Origin of the sequence: Stenotrophomonas sp. NPDC078853 (assembly GCF_044901215.1) — a bacterium.
In the GTDB taxonomy this organism is placed as follows: domain Bacteria; phylum Pseudomonadota; class Gammaproteobacteria; order Xanthomonadales; family Xanthomonadaceae; genus Stenotrophomonas; species Stenotrophomonas lacuserhaii.
On record NZ_JBJDOQ010000001.1, the window covers coordinates 381,178 to 395,679 of the forward strand.

Annotated in this window: 13 protein-coding genes and 1 tRNA gene; 10 read left to right on the forward strand and 4 right to left on the reverse strand. The window is 58.7% G+C overall.

Annotation, left to right across the window (positions count from 1 at the left end; genetic code table 11):
- Positions 1–62: 62 nt before the first annotated feature.
- Both ACI2JH_RS01705 and ACI2JH_RS01710 read left to right on the forward strand, forming a co-directional pair.
- Positions 63–1,220 (forward strand): nitrogen regulation protein NR(II), encoded by a 1,158-nt coding sequence (locus ACI2JH_RS01705; RefSeq protein ID WP_101099077.1) that lies wholly within the window; start codon positions 63–65, stop codon positions 1,218–1,220.
- Positions 1,213–1,569: a response regulator gene (locus tag ACI2JH_RS01710; protein ID WP_101099076.1), complete on the forward strand. Its 357-nt coding sequence runs from the start codon at positions 1,213–1,215 to the stop codon at positions 1,567–1,569. Before ACI2JH_RS01705 ends, ACI2JH_RS01710 begins: the two co-directional genes overlap by 8 nt.
- A gap of 14 nt (positions 1,570–1,583) precedes the next feature.
- Here ACI2JH_RS01710 and ACI2JH_RS01715 read toward each other — a convergent pair whose 3' ends face one another.
- Entirely contained in the window at positions 1,584–2,249 is a 666-nt protein-coding gene (locus ACI2JH_RS01715; protein WP_157825176.1) for a MarC family protein, read from the reverse strand.
- Positions 2,250–2,545: 296 nt separating this feature from the next.
- Between ACI2JH_RS01715 and ACI2JH_RS01720 the strand changes: the two genes are divergently transcribed.
- Complete coding sequence (locus ACI2JH_RS01720) at positions 2,546–3,769, forward strand: ATP-binding protein (protein ID WP_404735308.1); 1,224 nt, start codon at positions 2,546–2,548, stop codon at positions 3,767–3,769.
- Positions 3,770–3,801: 32 nt separating this feature from the next.
- Here the strand turns inward: ACI2JH_RS01720 and ACI2JH_RS01725 are convergent, their stop codons facing one another.
- From ACI2JH_RS01725 to ACI2JH_RS01735, 3 genes are all read right to left on the reverse strand, one after another.
- Positions 3,802–4,830, reverse strand: a complete 1,029-nt coding sequence (locus ACI2JH_RS01725) for a TraB/GumN family protein (RefSeq protein ID WP_182655663.1) — start codon at positions 4,828–4,830, stop codon at positions 3,802–3,804.
- Positions 4,831–4,969: 139 nt separating this feature from the next.
- The gene (locus ACI2JH_RS01730; protein WP_404735247.1) at positions 4,970–5,284 is read right to left on the reverse strand and encodes a hypothetical protein; all 315 of its coding nucleotides are present in this window, start codon (positions 5,282–5,284) and stop codon (positions 4,970–4,972) included.
- Positions 5,285–5,840: 556 nt separating this feature from the next.
- Positions 5,841–5,917: transfer RNA gene (locus ACI2JH_RS01735), tRNA-Arg, on the reverse strand.
- Positions 5,918–5,956: 39 nt separating this feature from the next.
- Between ACI2JH_RS01735 and ACI2JH_RS01740 the strand changes: the two genes are divergently transcribed.
- From ACI2JH_RS01740 to ACI2JH_RS01770, 7 genes are all read left to right on the forward strand, one after another.
- Positions 5,957–7,366 carry a site-specific integrase gene (locus tag ACI2JH_RS01740; RefSeq protein WP_284129440.1) on the forward strand — a complete coding sequence of 470 codons (1,410 nt, stop codon included), beginning with the start codon at positions 5,957–5,959 and terminating at the stop codon, positions 7,364–7,366.
- A gap of 121 nt (positions 7,367–7,487) precedes the next feature.
- Positions 7,488–8,381: a M15 family metallopeptidase gene (locus ACI2JH_RS01745; RefSeq protein WP_404735248.1), complete on the forward strand. Its 894-nt coding sequence runs from the start codon at positions 7,488–7,490 to the stop codon at positions 8,379–8,381.
- A 172-nt stretch (positions 8,382–8,553) separates the two neighbouring features.
- Complete coding sequence (locus tag ACI2JH_RS01750) at positions 8,554–9,123, forward strand: hypothetical protein (protein WP_404735249.1); 570 nt, start codon at positions 8,554–8,556, stop codon at positions 9,121–9,123.
- Complete coding sequence (locus ACI2JH_RS01755) at positions 9,123–11,282, forward strand: fimbria/pilus outer membrane usher protein (protein WP_404735250.1); 2,160 nt, start codon at positions 9,123–9,125, stop codon at positions 11,280–11,282. The genes ACI2JH_RS01750 and ACI2JH_RS01755 overlap by 1 nt, the downstream gene beginning before the upstream one ends.
- A 76-nt stretch (positions 11,283–11,358) precedes the next feature.
- Positions 11,359–11,877 (forward strand): hypothetical protein, encoded by a 519-nt coding sequence (locus tag ACI2JH_RS01760; RefSeq protein WP_156455814.1) that lies wholly within the window; start codon positions 11,359–11,361, stop codon positions 11,875–11,877.
- 79 nt (positions 11,878–11,956) lie between these two features.
- The gene (locus ACI2JH_RS01765) at positions 11,957–12,367 is read left to right on the forward strand and encodes a hypothetical protein (protein ID WP_180845998.1); all 411 of its coding nucleotides are present in this window, start codon (positions 11,957–11,959) and stop codon (positions 12,365–12,367) included.
- A complete protein-coding gene (locus tag ACI2JH_RS01770; protein ID WP_404735251.1) occupies positions 12,364–14,421 on the forward strand; it encodes a YadA-like family protein in 2,058 nt (685 codons plus the stop codon). The genes ACI2JH_RS01765 and ACI2JH_RS01770 overlap by 4 nt, the downstream gene beginning before the upstream one ends.
- The last annotated feature ends 81 nt before the right edge of the window (positions 14,422–14,502 follow it).

The window sequence follows — 14,502 nt, forward strand, 5'->3', positions numbered from 1 at the left end:
ACACAATTCCTTCACACTGTCGCTTCTAGCGTCACCGGCCTCAGGGGTTTCAGCGCAGTCCCGTGGTAAACGCCGTCTCCAAGCTCACCGCCCAGACAGATACGTCCAGACAGTTGACGCTCCTCATCGAGAGCGTCACTGACCATGCCCTGTACCTGATGGATCCGGACGGCGTGGTGTGCACCTGGAATCCTGGCGCGCAGCGGATCAAGGGCTACAGCGCCGAGGAAGTGATCGGCACCCATTTCAGCCGTTTCCACTGCCCCGACGACCGCGATGCCGGCGAGCCCGAGCGCTCGCTTGCCATCGCCGCCAGCGAAGGCCGCTATGCCGGTGAGGGCTGGCGCGTGCGCAGTGACGGCAGCCGTTTCCGCGCCAGCGTGGTCATCGAACCGGTGTATGAAGCCGAGCACCTCGTCGGCTTCGTCAAGGTGACCCGCGATATCACCGAAAGCTACCAGGCGCAGGTGCTGCTGCGTGATGCGCAGCGGGCGCTCGCCAGCACCCAGCAGTTCGAAAAAGTGAGCCAGCTCAGCCGCGGGCTGGCGCACGAGTTCAACAACCTGCTGACCACCATCCACAATGCGCTGGACCTGATTGCCCTGCGTTGCGCTTCAGATGAAACCACCGAACGCCTGATCGGCAATGCGCAGGCCGCGGCCGACCGAGGCGCGCTGCTGACCCGGCAGCTGCTTGCCTTCGGTGCTGGCCAGACACTGGTACGCGAACGCGTCACCACCGCGAACTGGCTGCAACCGGCGATGGCCGCGCTCCAGCAGCGCTGCCTGGCCCATCATTCGCTCAGCCTGCAGCTGCGCAGCGACCTGCCGGACGTGCTGCTGGATCCCGGGCAACTGGAGGCGGCGCTGTCCAACCTGGTCGGCAATGCCTGCGATGCCATGCCCAATGGCGGCCGGATCTGTATCATTGGCGACATAGAGCGTCGCCTTGACCCCCAGGCCGACACGCCCACGTACCGGAATTTCGTCGCCATCCGCGTGCAGGATGAAGGCCACGGCATGGCGCCAGATGTCGCCGCCCGGGCCAGCGAGCCATTTTTCACGACCAAGGACATCGGCAAGGGCAGCGGTCTGGGCCTGAGCCAGGTGTTCGGTTTCATCACCCAATGCGGCGGTTTCGTCGATGTGTCCAGCACCGAAGGTGGTGGCACGACGGTCAGCCTGCTGCTGCCTGCCCTGGAGGTTCCCGCCAATGACTGATTCCATCCGCGTACTCATGGTCGAAGACCAGGAAGACCTGCGCGACATGATCGGCCTGGCCCTGCAGGACCTGGGCATCAACGTCGACACCACCGCCGATGGCCACGAAGCGCTGGCGATGATGGCTGGCGAGCATCAATACGATGTGGTGTTCAGCGATGTCAGCATGCCCAACGGGATGTCCGGGATCGAGCTCAGTGAACACGTTGCCCGTACCCAGCCAGGCGCACGGATGATCCTGTCTTCCGGCTATGCGCGTTCGCAGCTGCCGCCGTTGCCGGGGCACGTGGAATTCCTGCCCAAGCCGTATCGGCTGCGGCAGCTGGTGGAGCTGCTGACCGCACGTTGAGCAGCCGCTCCCTTTCAATGGGCTGCGCTCAGGTCCAGCCAGCCCGACCACACCAGCTGGATGCCGATGCACAACAGCACGAAGGCAACCAGTTGCTGCATCACCACCGCGCCTGAGGGCCCCAGGCGGGTGACCACCACGATCGAATTGCGCAGGATCAGGTAGATCACCACTGCCACCATCAGTGCGCCGCCAACCGCGACGATCGCGCCGGAAAGAAAATGCAGCGGATTCATCGATTCCCCGTGCGCGCCCAAGGTGATGCAGGCGGAAATCACACCCGGGCCAGTGGTCAGCGGGAACGTCAGCGGATAGAAACTGCGCTGCATCAACTGATTGTCGGCAATACCCGCCGCCTCGGTCTCCTGCACCGTCGGTGAGGTATCCGGGCGCGGGGCTAGCATGCGCCAGGCACTGGCGGCCACCAGCAGGCCGCCACCGAAACGCACCACTGCCAGCGAAATGCCGAAGATGGTCAGCACGTAGGTGCCGACCAGCATCGAGGCAATGATCACCCACGCCACATTCATCCCGATCTGGCGCGCCAGCACGCGCGCCAGGGTGTGCTTGTTGCCAACGGTGGAGACGAATATCGAGGCGATGCTCAGCGGATTGATGATCGGCAGAAGGGTTACCGGGACAAGCGCCATTTCTTTCAACAGCGCGATCATGTATTCCATGGCGAAACTCCATGCCAACGGGGTGTCAGATGTCGCGGTGCCAGCGTGCAGCCTTCGACGCACCCAGCCCATCAGACGCGACTGAGTTTCCAGGCGGCGGAACGTGCCTTTACTACCCGCTCCGGCACGGGGCTGAGATAGCGTCGACACCCGAGCGCCAAGCAAGCCGGGCCAAACGGATGAACGGTTAAGGATGCGTCGCGGCGCCAGGGAACGGGATCCGAATGGCAATGTCACAATCGACCCATCGCGGCTGACATTCGGCCCAGTGTTCCTGAAACGACATGCCCCGCCCTATGCATGACAGATCCACCAAGGAAGGTCCCCTGCCCTCGTTCCACTCCTGCCTGGAACTTGCCTGTGCGGTAAGCGGCATGCGTGTGGCGCTGATCGGCGAGGTCGGTGAGCAGCAATGGCGCGCCGTGCACGCACTGGACCGCGCTGGGCTCGGCATCTCCGCCGGCCTTCGGCTGGATCTGATCAACACCTTCTGCCGCGACGTGACCGCGACCGGGGAAGCGATCTGGTTCGGCGATTGTCGCCAGGACCAGAAGCGCTGCGACAGTCCAATCCCGGCCCTGCATGGCTTCCGCAGCTACATCTCGGTGCCGGTGGTACTGGCCGATGGGCGGGTGTTCGGCACGCTGTGCACGCTGGATCCCGAGCCGCGCGTGATCACCGATGAAATCGTGCACGCCATGCGTGCGCTGGGTGCGGTGGTGGCCGAGCAGATCGGCGCGGCGGAAGCGCACGACACCGGTGACCAGCACGACGGCGACAAGCGGGATCCGAACGCGTCCCCCGAAAGCCGCCTGCAGGCCTCCGAAGTGCTCAACAGCGCGCTGCGCCAGGAAGGCAAGGAGCGCGAGGAGTTCATCGCCGTGCTGGCCCATGACCTGCGCAACCCGCTGCAGGCGATCCGGGTGACCTCCGACCTGCTGTCCTTGTCGGCCACCAGCGAGGCGCAGCAGAGCCTGCTGCGGCACCTGGACGACAGCGCGGACCGGATGGCGGAACTGATCGATGTGACGCTGGATTTCGCACGCGGCCGACTGGGCTCGGGCATCGCCCTGCGCGTGCGGCCCTGGCGTGACCTGTCTGCGCTGCTGGCCAACACCGCCGAGCAGGCACTGGCCCCCTACCCCGGTTGTCCGTTGATCGTTGAACTGGCACTGCCCGAGGTGGTGACCTGTGATGCGGACCGCCTTTCGCAACTGGTCAGCAACCTGCTGATCAACGCGGCCATCCACGGCCGCAAGGGCGATCCAATCACACTGCGCGGGCACGCCGACGACACCGTGCTGGTGCTGGAAGTGCGCAACGAAGGGGCGATTGCCGAGGCGTCGATGAAGACCCTGTTCGAGCCCTTCCACCGCACCGGCGACCAGCGGCTGGATTCCGGCCTGGGCCTGGGCCTGTACATCGCTTCGCAGATCGCCGTTTCGCATGGCGGCGCACTGACCGTGCAGTCCGGCGAGGCTATCGGGACCACCTTCACCCTGCGCATGCCGCTGCGCTGAGCGCTACGCGCGTCAGCGTCAGCGTCAGCAGTTCATTCCGGCGGCGGCTCGATCTCATAGCCGCGTGCGCGCAACGCACCGAGGTAATCCTCCGGGCCCAGCAGCAGGCTGACCGGTACCGTGGAGAAAGTGCTCGCATGCTGGGTCAGCGCCTTTTCGGCCAGGCCCACCCACTGCGTGCGCGCCTGCTGCGGCAAGTCGTTCCAACCGCGGCTGCGCGCGAATGCCGAATCCTGCACCACGTCCCGGCAGGTGCGCGCCATGGACATCACGGCCAGCCGGCGCAGGGCCCCGATATCCCCCGATGCCCACGCGTTGGCACGCTCGCGCAGGACCGGGGCCTGGAATTCGACCGTATCCAAGGTGCGTTCAAAGCAGGCACGGTCGTCCACCTCGGTACCCTGCAATTCCTTCAGGGCGCCCCGCGCATCGGCAATGGGAAGCTTCACCCGCGCCTCTTCCGGCTCCAGCTTGTTGGCCTTGTAGGCCCGCTCCAGGGCTTCGTTGACCTGCCCGCTGTCGCGCAGGCCCTGGCGCTTGAGGAAGGCCATGTACAGCTCGCCCGAAGCAATCATCGGGCGCTTCTTCTCCACCCCGCCATCGCGGCCAAGATAGGTGGCCTTCAAGCCCAGCCAGCGCGCGTAGGTTTCCGGCGCCACGATCTGCTGCAGGGTGCGCCCCTGTGGATCCCTGGCGGTCTTCATCGCAAGCGGCAGCAGGGTAAGGCCGCGCAGCAGGCCGAGCTTGACGTCCGGTGTCCAGCCAGGCGGACCGAGCACGTGGTCGGAGGTGGCGATGACCTGCTGCACCTGGTCCGAACGCCAGGTCACGCCGGCCGGCAACGGCGCCACCGTACCCAGCAGCCACAGCACGTGGCCCTGCGTGTTGCTCACCCTCCACAGCCCCGGACCGGGCTGCTCGCCAGTGACCTGCACGGCCGCCATGTCGACCACCGGTCCTTCTGCCGTCATGGCCTGCGCGGCGACGGCGAGCGGTGCCAGCAGCAGCGTCGCAAGGGTGATGCCGCAGCTGATCCATTGCCGGTTACGTCGGTGCTGCATGGCCAATCCCCTGAGTGATCGCGCACTGTATCCAGTGCTTCTTCCTGCTGTGTAAAACGTTCGTTGGCGCCGGATGCCGCTGGAACCGCGGGCGGCCGGGCGCTACCCTGCGCCCCGTCAGTCGGTCACCTGCAGTCGGCTACTTCCTGCGGTCAAACCGCGGAAGGGCCTTGAAGCCTTGTCCAGTGTGCTCAGTCGTCCTTGTAGGCGCAGCGGCATCATCGGCCGCGCTTGCGGGGCAATGCGGCGTACACCCTTCCACTCCCCTGCAATCCGGGCAAACGTTGTCCATGTAGGGTTCTTCGCCCACCCCTCGGAACAGGGCGGCAACAGCCAGCATCGCTGCTCTCACCGTTCCAATGATGGGGGCCGTGAAAGTCATCGAGACGGCGAACAACAAACTGAAGACAGCCAGCGCGATGCCGAAGGACAGGATGCCGCCGAAGATGCTCATGCCCTGACCGTATCACTGCGATACGCCCGCATCTGGCCTGGCGCCGTTCCCGTCATTCCGCCAACCCCGACAGTTCCCACACCTGATGTCGGCTGTTGGGAGGTGGGAATGACGGCAACGTCGGCCATCGCGCCCCTTACGTAGGCGGGGATGCCGCATTCTGGCTGCTCATGAAAGCCAGGCAACTACGGCCGAGGTTGATCAGGCCAACGGAATCCGCCCCTTCGGTATCGGAATCGATATCGGAAAGGGTAAGTGCAGAGGCGGAGATGCGCAGCAAAAGCATGCGAGATGCGACAACATCAGAATGCGTGCCGCCGGCGACCGTGAGCCTCTGCGTCAACTGTGCCAGAGGCGATCCAAGACGTAGCGAAACATTGCATTTACGACCACGCCACTCGGCGTAATGCTTTGATTCTGGTGACCCCGGCCCGATTCGAACGGGCGACCTTCCCCTTAGGAGGGAAAACCACGTTATCCTCAAACCTAAGCCCTGCAAGGCTTTAGGCGTGAAAGGTGGCAACGCTGTGGCACTCTTGTGGCGAGTGCCCTAAATTGGTGACCCCGGCTGGGTTCGAACCAGCAACCTCGTCTTTAGGAGAGACGCGCGCTATCCAATTGTGCCACGGGGCCTTGCAGCAGTTGCCCGTTAAGGATACAGGGGTTGGACTCGTGAGCAAAGAGAAGAAGGTCGTCAAGAAGGGCAGAATCAAGTCGTTTTCCGGTGCCCTGCCCTCAGGGATCAAGCCCTCCCAGGCCGTGAGCCTTGCGGCTGGCGTGACGTTGCGGACCGATGGCCAACTGCGGTGGGAGGCCCGGATCAGGCGGTCCCTGGACGGCCAGGCCCTCAAATTCCCACTCAAACGCTACCCAGTCGATCCCAAGGCCAAGGTCGGGACCGAGCACCATATCGATACGGCAAGGCTCATGGCCGAAGCCTACGTGAGCCGTGAACACGCCTCCCTCGAGCTCCGGCAGACCCCTTTCGCCAACACGGCCGACGCCTGGACGTTTGGAGACCTCCTGCGGCGCTATGTGGATGAGATCGATTCGGGTGTGATCAAACACTCTTCTGTGAAGACTGACCGGTCGAACATCATGTTGTTTTTGGGCACCGGCAAGGGCTTGGGGCTGCATAAAACAGGCATGCCGCTCCTTACCAGCAAGCTCGCCAAGGACCTCACGAGTGACGATTTCCTGGGCAAGCACCCAACCTCTTTCGTCAATCTCTACGTCAAAGTCCTGAAAGACGGGTCCGTTCGCGAAATTGTGCCGGGAAGCAAGAAGCGCGCCTTGACCACAATCCAAACGATCTTTAAGCATGCCTATGACGCCTGGAAGATCGATATCCGCTCACCCATTGCCACACTCAAATCCCTGAATCAAGACGATTCACGATCCAGGACCCTCACAGAAGACGAGTGGAACTCGATCATTGATCGCTTGGAAAAAGGACGAACAGATCCGGCAACCATTGATGTCATCCGTTTCGCCCGCTTTACTGCGGCTCGACGCTCTGAGTGCATTAAGCTTGATTGGTCAGACATCAACTTTAAAAACAAGACCGCACGACTGCGCGGAACAAAGGCCAATGATGGCAAATATGTTGAACGGACAATTCCGCTCAACAAAGATGCACTGAGCCTTTTGGAAGAGCGGCATAAGTCGTCATCAGAAAAAAGAGGTCCGGTCTTCGTATCACGTCGCGGCAAAAGGTCTCGGCCAGACACGATAACCCAGGCTTGGGACCGGGCACGTTCGGACGTCGCAACTAGCCAAGACAACCCCGACATCTTGACCGCGCGAATTCACGATCTTCGTCATACCCGCATCACCGAACTTGGCCACTATCTCAACCCAGCAGAAGCGGCGAAGATCTCTGGGCACAAAGACTTGAAAATGTTCATGCGCTACTTCAATCCCGATCCCGTAGAACTCGGGAAGAAGATCGATGAGCTCGAAAGCCGGGGAGATGTTGAGACCAGCATCCAGGAAGTGGTTCGATCCCTGCTTCTTTTGAGCAGTGAAGATATGACTGCCGCTATCTCTCTCGCCTTCAATGCACGCATGAAAAGCAAATAAGTTCGAAGTTACACCAGCTCTTAAAGCCGCCAGCCAATGGCGGCCTTTTTACGCCTGAATCCTTGACATCGCGCGGCCTCGGCTTATTTGTGATTAACACTCAAATAAAACCGGAGATCCAATGCGCAAACTGCTTTTAAGCTTACTCATACTCCTCGCACCATCTACCGTTCTTGCTACCCAACAAAGCTATCTGGAACAGCTCACGTCATCTAAATTCCTAATGAGCCCGAGCACTGCCCAGGTTCGAATTTTTGATCAGGGTTCAAGTGGCATCATCTTCGGATCCTCGTCTCCACTGTTCTACGGAGAAATCGTATCCGATAGCAACTCGAACCAAGCCGAAAAACTGAAGCCTACCAAGAAGCCACGCGGACGTATCTATCGCTTTTTCCACCCAGCTCAAGAACGGGTCTGGAAAGGCGTCCATCCTGATCTCAGAGAAAAGATCGAAGCCATTCAAGAGGTCATGACAGATGAAGGCTTTGATCTAAGACCAGTTGAAGGATATCGAAGCCCTGAACGTCAAACCGCCCTACTCGCCTCTGCATCGGGCGTCACCAGTGTTGGAGCCTGGTCAAGCTGCCACAACTATGGCTTAGCCCTGGATGCCGCCATCTATGTCAATGGAAAGCCGAGCTGGAATTTGGGCGATCCGCACGTCATCGCAGGCTATGAGCGGTTCGGCGAGCTGGCTGAAATTCTTGGCTTAAATTGGGGCGGCCGGTGGACGTCTCCTAAAGACTACCCGCATGTCGAGATGAGAGCTGAGTGCGGTCAGTCCAAATGGGCGAAACGCCACGGGCAAATCCTACCCAAGTTCATCGCGAGCGCTGGCGAACCATCTTCTTTGGTTCTTGAACGAGCTCTGGTTTCGACCTGGTGCCCAATGGGCTTGGAGGCAACTTGTATCGCAATGGGAAAGGAACGATTTGCTTTGTGGGGCTGGACCGTTCAGCGCCAAAGCAGAGCATGCATGGCAGCGCCTGACGTCTATCGTTACTCTTTTTCTTAATGATAATTCAGATCACACAGCCGCACATCGTTGCGGCTTTTTTTATTGCGCAATCCTTGACATTGCGTAGACCTCCGTTATTTGTGAAGGACACTCAAAAAAACCCGGAGATCCGATGAAATGTCTATTATTAAGCGCGGCATTAGCGCTATGCCCATTTGCATCAAATGCAATGCAAGTCTCGCCCCTGGCTCAAACCATCACCCCGAGCAAGAACAATGGCTCATTGACTGTCGTCAACACGTCGAATGAAAAGAAGGAATACCAGCTCCAAGCGTTTAAATGGACCTTAGTTGATGGAAAGCAGGCCCGCACACCTATTGATGCGATCCGTTTCGCTCCGAGCTCGTTCTATCTCGATGGCGGCAAATCTCAAGTGGTCCGCTTCATCAACGGCGAGACGTCAAGTGCTGAGCTTGCTTATCGCGTCGTCGTGAAAGAGAAGAACGTCAAAAAGCTGGAGATCACAGGCGTCGAACCCGTTTTAAACATGAACTTCCCCATTTTTTGGCGTGCATCTGATCGAGCCACGATCACCGCGAAGGCTTCCGGCTCAACCATTGTTCTTCGCAATTCAAGCGCGATTACTGCGCAAATCGCCAACATCGATTACGGGACGTATCGTAAGGACGGCCTCGTCGGCTATCTGCTCCCTGGGGAGGAGATGGTGATTTCTAAAGGCAAGGCGACATCGGTCAAGGCTTTGATCAATGGCGTTGCCGCTGAGATCGTGATTGAGTAATGGCTTGGCGCGCCTTTGCGCTAGCCCCTCTTCTTTGGTGTTCAAGTTCATATGGTGCCGAGAGCATCTATGCCATCTCGATCAATGGGAAAACAGTAGATGAGGCACTTCTAGCAACAACAACGGATGACGGCGATTTGCTCGTCCCATCCGCAAAGCTCAAAAGCTACGGCTTGGTCGGCCACTTCGCCTCTATCCAGAGCATGAAAGCCCTCGGTGTCGGGGTGGAAGTGAACGGTGAGAGGCAGCTCGTCGCTCTCACAGTGCCTGGCAAATATTTCAAGCCTCAGGTCGTGGGATCAGCGGACGCGCTTGTAGAAGCAGACCCCGCACCGAAGGGCATCTTGATCAACCAAGATCTCGCCGTCATCCGCTCATACAGAGGCACATGGGCAGCGTCATGGGGCTATGACATGCGAACAGGTCTCGCAGGTGGTGTGCTGATCAACACGGGGCAATTGAACGTTCAACCTGGTGGTTCTTCCAACACACGGGGTCTGACCATCTGGACTAGGGACCTCCTTAAGAAGGGGCTCTCGGTGGAGATCGGGGATGTCTTTACGCCCTCGCTTGGCATCACATCTACGTCCAATTTGCTCGGGTTCAAAATTGGGACAGAACGCGAACTCACCGGCGATCTCTACCCTGTTCCTGTGATCGCTGGCATTGCCGATAGCAGAACTACTGCCGAGATATATCTCAGCAATGAGAGGCAACGCCAGCTCAACCTTGATCAAGGCCCTTACTCGATCCAGCAGGGATCGATGCTCAATGGCTTGAACTCGTCGTCTGTCGTCCTGAGAGACCAGTTTGGACGCGAACAGATCATCCAGAGTGACTTCTATTTTACCAACCGTGCCCTGCGCCCCGGGGCATCAGAATGGGCTGTGACTGGCGGCCTGAGCCGCTTCGGATCCATTGGTAACGACTACCGAGATCTTGCGCTCGCGGGCTTCTACCGCAGAGGCGTCAGCTCATTCCTTACGCTTGGATCGTCTGCGCAGCTGATGGGGAGGAACGCGAACCTAGGCTTGGATGCAACCATCGTCCTGGGCACGGCCGGCGCTCTCAATCTAAGCAGCTTGGCAAGCCAATCAGATGGGCAAAGCTCACTGTCATATTCTGCTGGTTACAGCTATCAGACTCGCAACTGGTCCATCAACGCTCAGACCCAGAAACGCTCAACGGACAGCTGGCAGCTCAGTGATCAATGGCGCGGCGGATCTGTCATCACCAGAAGCAACTTGGCGAGCCTCTCATACACCCATCGCCCATTCCAGGTTGGATTGTCCTGGTCTTCGAACACCTATTCCACAGGGGCTCAGAACGAGCGCCTGAGCCTCACCGGACGCTACTCAGGTGCCAAGAGCACGTTGAGCGTCCAGCTCTATCGAGACCGCGATGAGAGCGGCTTCTATGTGTTCTACACCCGGCCATTTGGCAACCGACAGCGAGCGAGCATGTCGTTCAGCGATGACCACAGAAGCGTGGCGTTCAATGGCCGAGCTGGAAAGATCAATTATGGATTGGGGACGTCTGACACGGGCTCTTACGCCAATGCCGGGCTCGACACCCGCGCAGGACGCTTACAAGCACAGTCCACTATGCGCGAAGGTCAAACGAGCCTGTCAGGCCGGTATGAAGGCTCAGTCTGGCTGGGCGAAGGTGGCGCACTTATCGGTCGCACTCTCAATCGCTCCTTTGCTCTCGTCGAAGTTGCTGATACATCAGACGCGAAGCTCAACGCCAACGGATCAAGCCAGGTCACGAATAAGCGGGGTTACACCCTCTTCCCGTTGTCTGCTTACCGGACGTCGAAGGTCGGCCTAGACGTAAGCTCTTTGCCTCTCGATGCACAGATCAATCAACGGACCCAGACAACGACGCCAACGCGCTTGTTTGGAAGCAAAGTGACCTTCGCAGTCTCTTACACCAAACCGCTAGAACTGCGAGCGATGTTCCAAGGGAAAATCGTGCGTGGTTCAGGGGTCGCGGTCGCAGACGACTTGGAAGTTCCAATCGCTGATGACGGCCGAATATTCCTTCCCACCTACAAACCTGGCAGAAGCATCACGATCAAAACAGATAGCGTCACTTGCAGCGGTGTCCTTCCCATCGATAAGGACGATAAAGATCTTGAAGAAATTGAGTGCGAATGACTTGCGCAAATTTAAATTCGCCTTAACTTCGACTGGATCCTAAGCAATTCCGCTTATCAATGAAGGAGATCAATCGATGTTAAAAAGTAAAATCACTGTCGCGACCGGCTTAGCGTTTGGATTAGCGATGGCAGCTGCAAATCCGGCTTTTGCTGCGACTGACACACAGACAATGAACGTCACTGCCGTTCAAGCAGCGATCTGCACCATGGCTATCCCGCAGGATGTTTTCATGCAGCTCGGCGATAAAGACGAGGGAAGCGTCCTGGTCGCGCTCTCTGCGGTCCAGGATTTGACTGTCACCTGCAACAAAGATCTCCCCTACACCGTTGAAATGGATACAGCGGATGCATCTGGCAACTTCGCGATGACTGACGCTGCGACTTCAAAAGAGATCAAGGCACGCGCAAGCTTTGGCTTGACGGGCCCGTCGAACTGGCAACCTTTTAGCACTACCGCAAACAACGCGGCATTGAGCTCCGTTGGGACTGGCGCAGAACAAGTGTTTAGCACTCGCATCACTGTCAACACGGACGCAACCTATGCAGCTGTTGGCACTTACACAGCAGAACGTCAAATCACGATTTCTTACTGAGATCATCTCGCCAGAAAAGAAAGCCGCCTTCGGGCGGTTTTTTTGTGATCAACGTCTTGCGCTTTAGATTTTTTCTGTTTTGTTGAAGGCAACTCAACGAAACGGAGATCCAGTGTTTAGATTATTTATCCCACTACTTGCCCTTTTATCGGCACCAGCCTTTGCAACAGTGATCACAACAGTTGATCCTCAAGCATTCAATGCGGCCGTCAAGCCAACAGTCACCTTTCAAAACGGCATTTGCACAGTCGAAGGCGCACTGATTGTTGCCAATGAACTGGTCTCTGATGCGCATATCGTCATTCGAGCAAATCAGGGAACGTCTCCCGTAGCGGAAGCACGCACAGGCAGAGACGGGCGCTACACCGCGACCTTTGCATCAAAGAAAGGAGCGAGCTTCCAAGAGGTCGTGATCTCCAAGCCAAGCAAAGACGGAAAAATCAGCGCAGTGCCTGGACCCAGCTTCGTATGCGGAGGGGTGAAGCAATGAATGCCTTCCGCAAACTCTCACTTGCGCTGTCGTTCGCACTTGCTGCCTTCGCCAATCCGGCCATGGCTGACACAGTCGGCGACCAAATGATCATCAAGGGGTCTCAGAACGCCACATGCCGGGACAATGGTGTAGTCGGCTGTCTCGTGCTCGGCAACGGCGCTTCGGCGTGGCTGACTACCGGAGGAGTCACAGACAACTCCATCGATGCCAACCCAATCGGAACGGCCACTGTCGTTGGGAATCGGGCTACCAATACAGACGGCGGCGTTGCCTTTGGCGATACGGCCTCATCTGCCTGGGGCGGTTCGGCAATCGGCAATTTCTCTGTCGCTAGTCAGCAAGCGGTAGCCCTGGGATACCGAGCTTACGCCGGCACCATCGGCAGCATTGCCATTGGCTCAGGCGCAGTGGCCAATGGCAGCATGTTTGGCTCAGCGATTGCCATCGGCGGGCAAGCTACTGGTGCTCGCACAATCGCTATTGGTGGCGAAGCATCCTCCCAAAACGCTGTTTCTTTAGGCCATGGCTCAACAGATGGGGGTGCGAATACCGTATCTGTCGGTGACAGCAACTTGCGTCGCCGAATCGTCAATGTTGCAGCTGGTCAGGCCGCAAATGACGCGGTGATCGTGAGTCAGATTGCCCCACTTGCTGCATCATTGGGTGGTGGAGCGAGCTTCACGAACGGTGCTTTCACCGGCCCTAGCTACGCCCTCTCTACTGGCACCTACACGACCGTGGGAGCTGCTCTAACTGCCCTGGACAACAAGCCAAGTAGTGGGTCAGCTTCTCCGTATTTCAAAGCGACCTCTCCCGTATCAGATGGCACGGATGCCACCCAAGCGAGCGGTCAGTCGGTCGTAGCAGCAGGTCCCGGGGCCAAGGCAGCTGGCACCTACAACACTGTAATCGGCGCTGATAGCGCGGCTTCGCTCTATGGATCGACGGTCATCGGAAGCCTCAGTTCAGCGGGTGATTCCGCCTTCGCAGGTGGACATCAAACCGTTGCTGGCGACTCGTCGGTGGCTTTGGGTGCTTACGCAACGGCCGGCCAGGACTGTATTGCCATTGGCTACGGTGCATCGTGCACTGAGTCAATGACCGCGAGCTTTGGCAGTGCGGCTGGTCAGCCCGTTCGCTTGACGAACATCGCGAGCGGCCAGGATGAGACTGACGCGGTCAACATGGGTCAGCTCAACAGCGTTTCCATTCAAGTCACCAACACCCAAAACGCTCTCTCTTCGACCACCAGCTATTTGGGTGGCGGTGCCAATTACAACGCGGTCACGAACACCATTGTCGCCCCGAGCTACGAATTCCTGAGCGGTGCGAGCTACAACACAGTCGGCGATGCGTTAGCAGACCTGGATGGCCGGGTGACAGGCTTGGAGAACGCGCCAGGCGGTGGTGGATCCAGCACACCAGGTCCACAAGGCCCTCAAGGTGAGAAAGGTGAGGCAGGAGCGCAGGGAGATAAAGGCGAACCCGGCCAGGACGGCAAAGACGGTTCTGCGAAGGTTGCAGCTGGCAAGAACATCGAAGTTCAGACCAAGGCAGATGGAAGCACTTCTGTGAGCCTCTCAGATCAAATCGAGCTGAGCGATCAAGGATCGATCAAGGTAGCCAAGACCATCATCAATTCCGAGGGAATCAATGCCGGTGGCAACCGGGTAACCGGGGTGGGCAACGGCTCGATCTCTCAGGGATCAACAGACGCGGTCAATGGCGGTCAGCTCTATGACATGCAGCAACAGTGGTCGGATCGTTGGGAAGACACCACTCGACGCATTGGCAACCTGGAACGTGAGGTCAAGATCCAGGGAGCTCAGTCCGCAGCATTCGCTTCAATGATGGGTGCACAGACTTCTGGCGTCATCGGTGAAGTCCATGCCACTGCTGGCGTTGGATTCTATGGCAACAAGGCTGCTGTGGCGGTGGGTTGGAAGGCCCGCGTGAGTGAGAGGGTCAACCTCTCAGCAGGCTTCTCAAAAGGTATGGGCGGCGGATCGATCCAAGGCGGCATCGGGATCTCAGTCAACCTCGGCCACTAATTATTGTTCAAACCTGGGGAGATCCGATCTCCTTCTTCCCAGGCGGGGGCTCCTCTTTTGAGTGGGGGAGCCCCCATCTTT

What these genes read in the sequence shown, in the direction of transcription:
- ACI2JH_RS01710 (WP_101099076.1), top strand. Translation starts at nt 1,213, where the DNA reads ATGACTGATTCCATCCGCGTACTCATGGTCGAAGACCAGGAAGACCTG.
- ACI2JH_RS01760 (WP_156455814.1), top strand. Translation starts at nt 11,359, where the DNA reads ATGTTAAAAAGTAAAATCACTGTCGCGACCGGCTTAGCGTTTGGATTA.
- ACI2JH_RS01745 (WP_404735248.1), top strand. Translation starts at nt 7,488, where the DNA reads ATGCGCAAACTGCTTTTAAGCTTACTCATACTCCTCGCACCATCTACC.
- ACI2JH_RS01755 (WP_404735250.1), top strand. Translation starts at nt 9,123, where the DNA reads ATGGCTTGGCGCGCCTTTGCGCTAGCCCCTCTTCTTTGGTGTTCAAGT.
- ACI2JH_RS01715 (WP_157825176.1), bottom strand. Translation starts at nt 2,249, where the DNA reads ATGGAATACATGATCGCGCTGTTGAAAGAAATGGCGCTTGTCCCGGTA.
- ACI2JH_RS01725 (WP_182655663.1), bottom strand. Translation starts at nt 4,830, where the DNA reads ATGCAGCACCGACGTAACCGGCAATGGATCAGCTGCGGCATCACCCTT.
- ACI2JH_RS01730 (WP_404735247.1), bottom strand. Translation starts at nt 5,284, where the DNA reads ATGAGCATCTTCGGCGGCATCCTGTCCTTCGGCATCGCGCTGGCTGTC.
- ACI2JH_RS01720 (WP_404735308.1), top strand. Translation starts at nt 2,546, where the DNA reads ATGCATGACAGATCCACCAAGGAAGGTCCCCTGCCCTCGTTCCACTCC.
- ACI2JH_RS01770 (WP_404735251.1), top strand. Translation starts at nt 12,364, where the DNA reads ATGAATGCCTTCCGCAAACTCTCACTTGCGCTGTCGTTCGCACTTGCT.
- ACI2JH_RS01750 (WP_404735249.1), top strand. Translation starts at nt 8,554, where the DNA reads ATGCAAGTCTCGCCCCTGGCTCAAACCATCACCCCGAGCAAGAACAAT.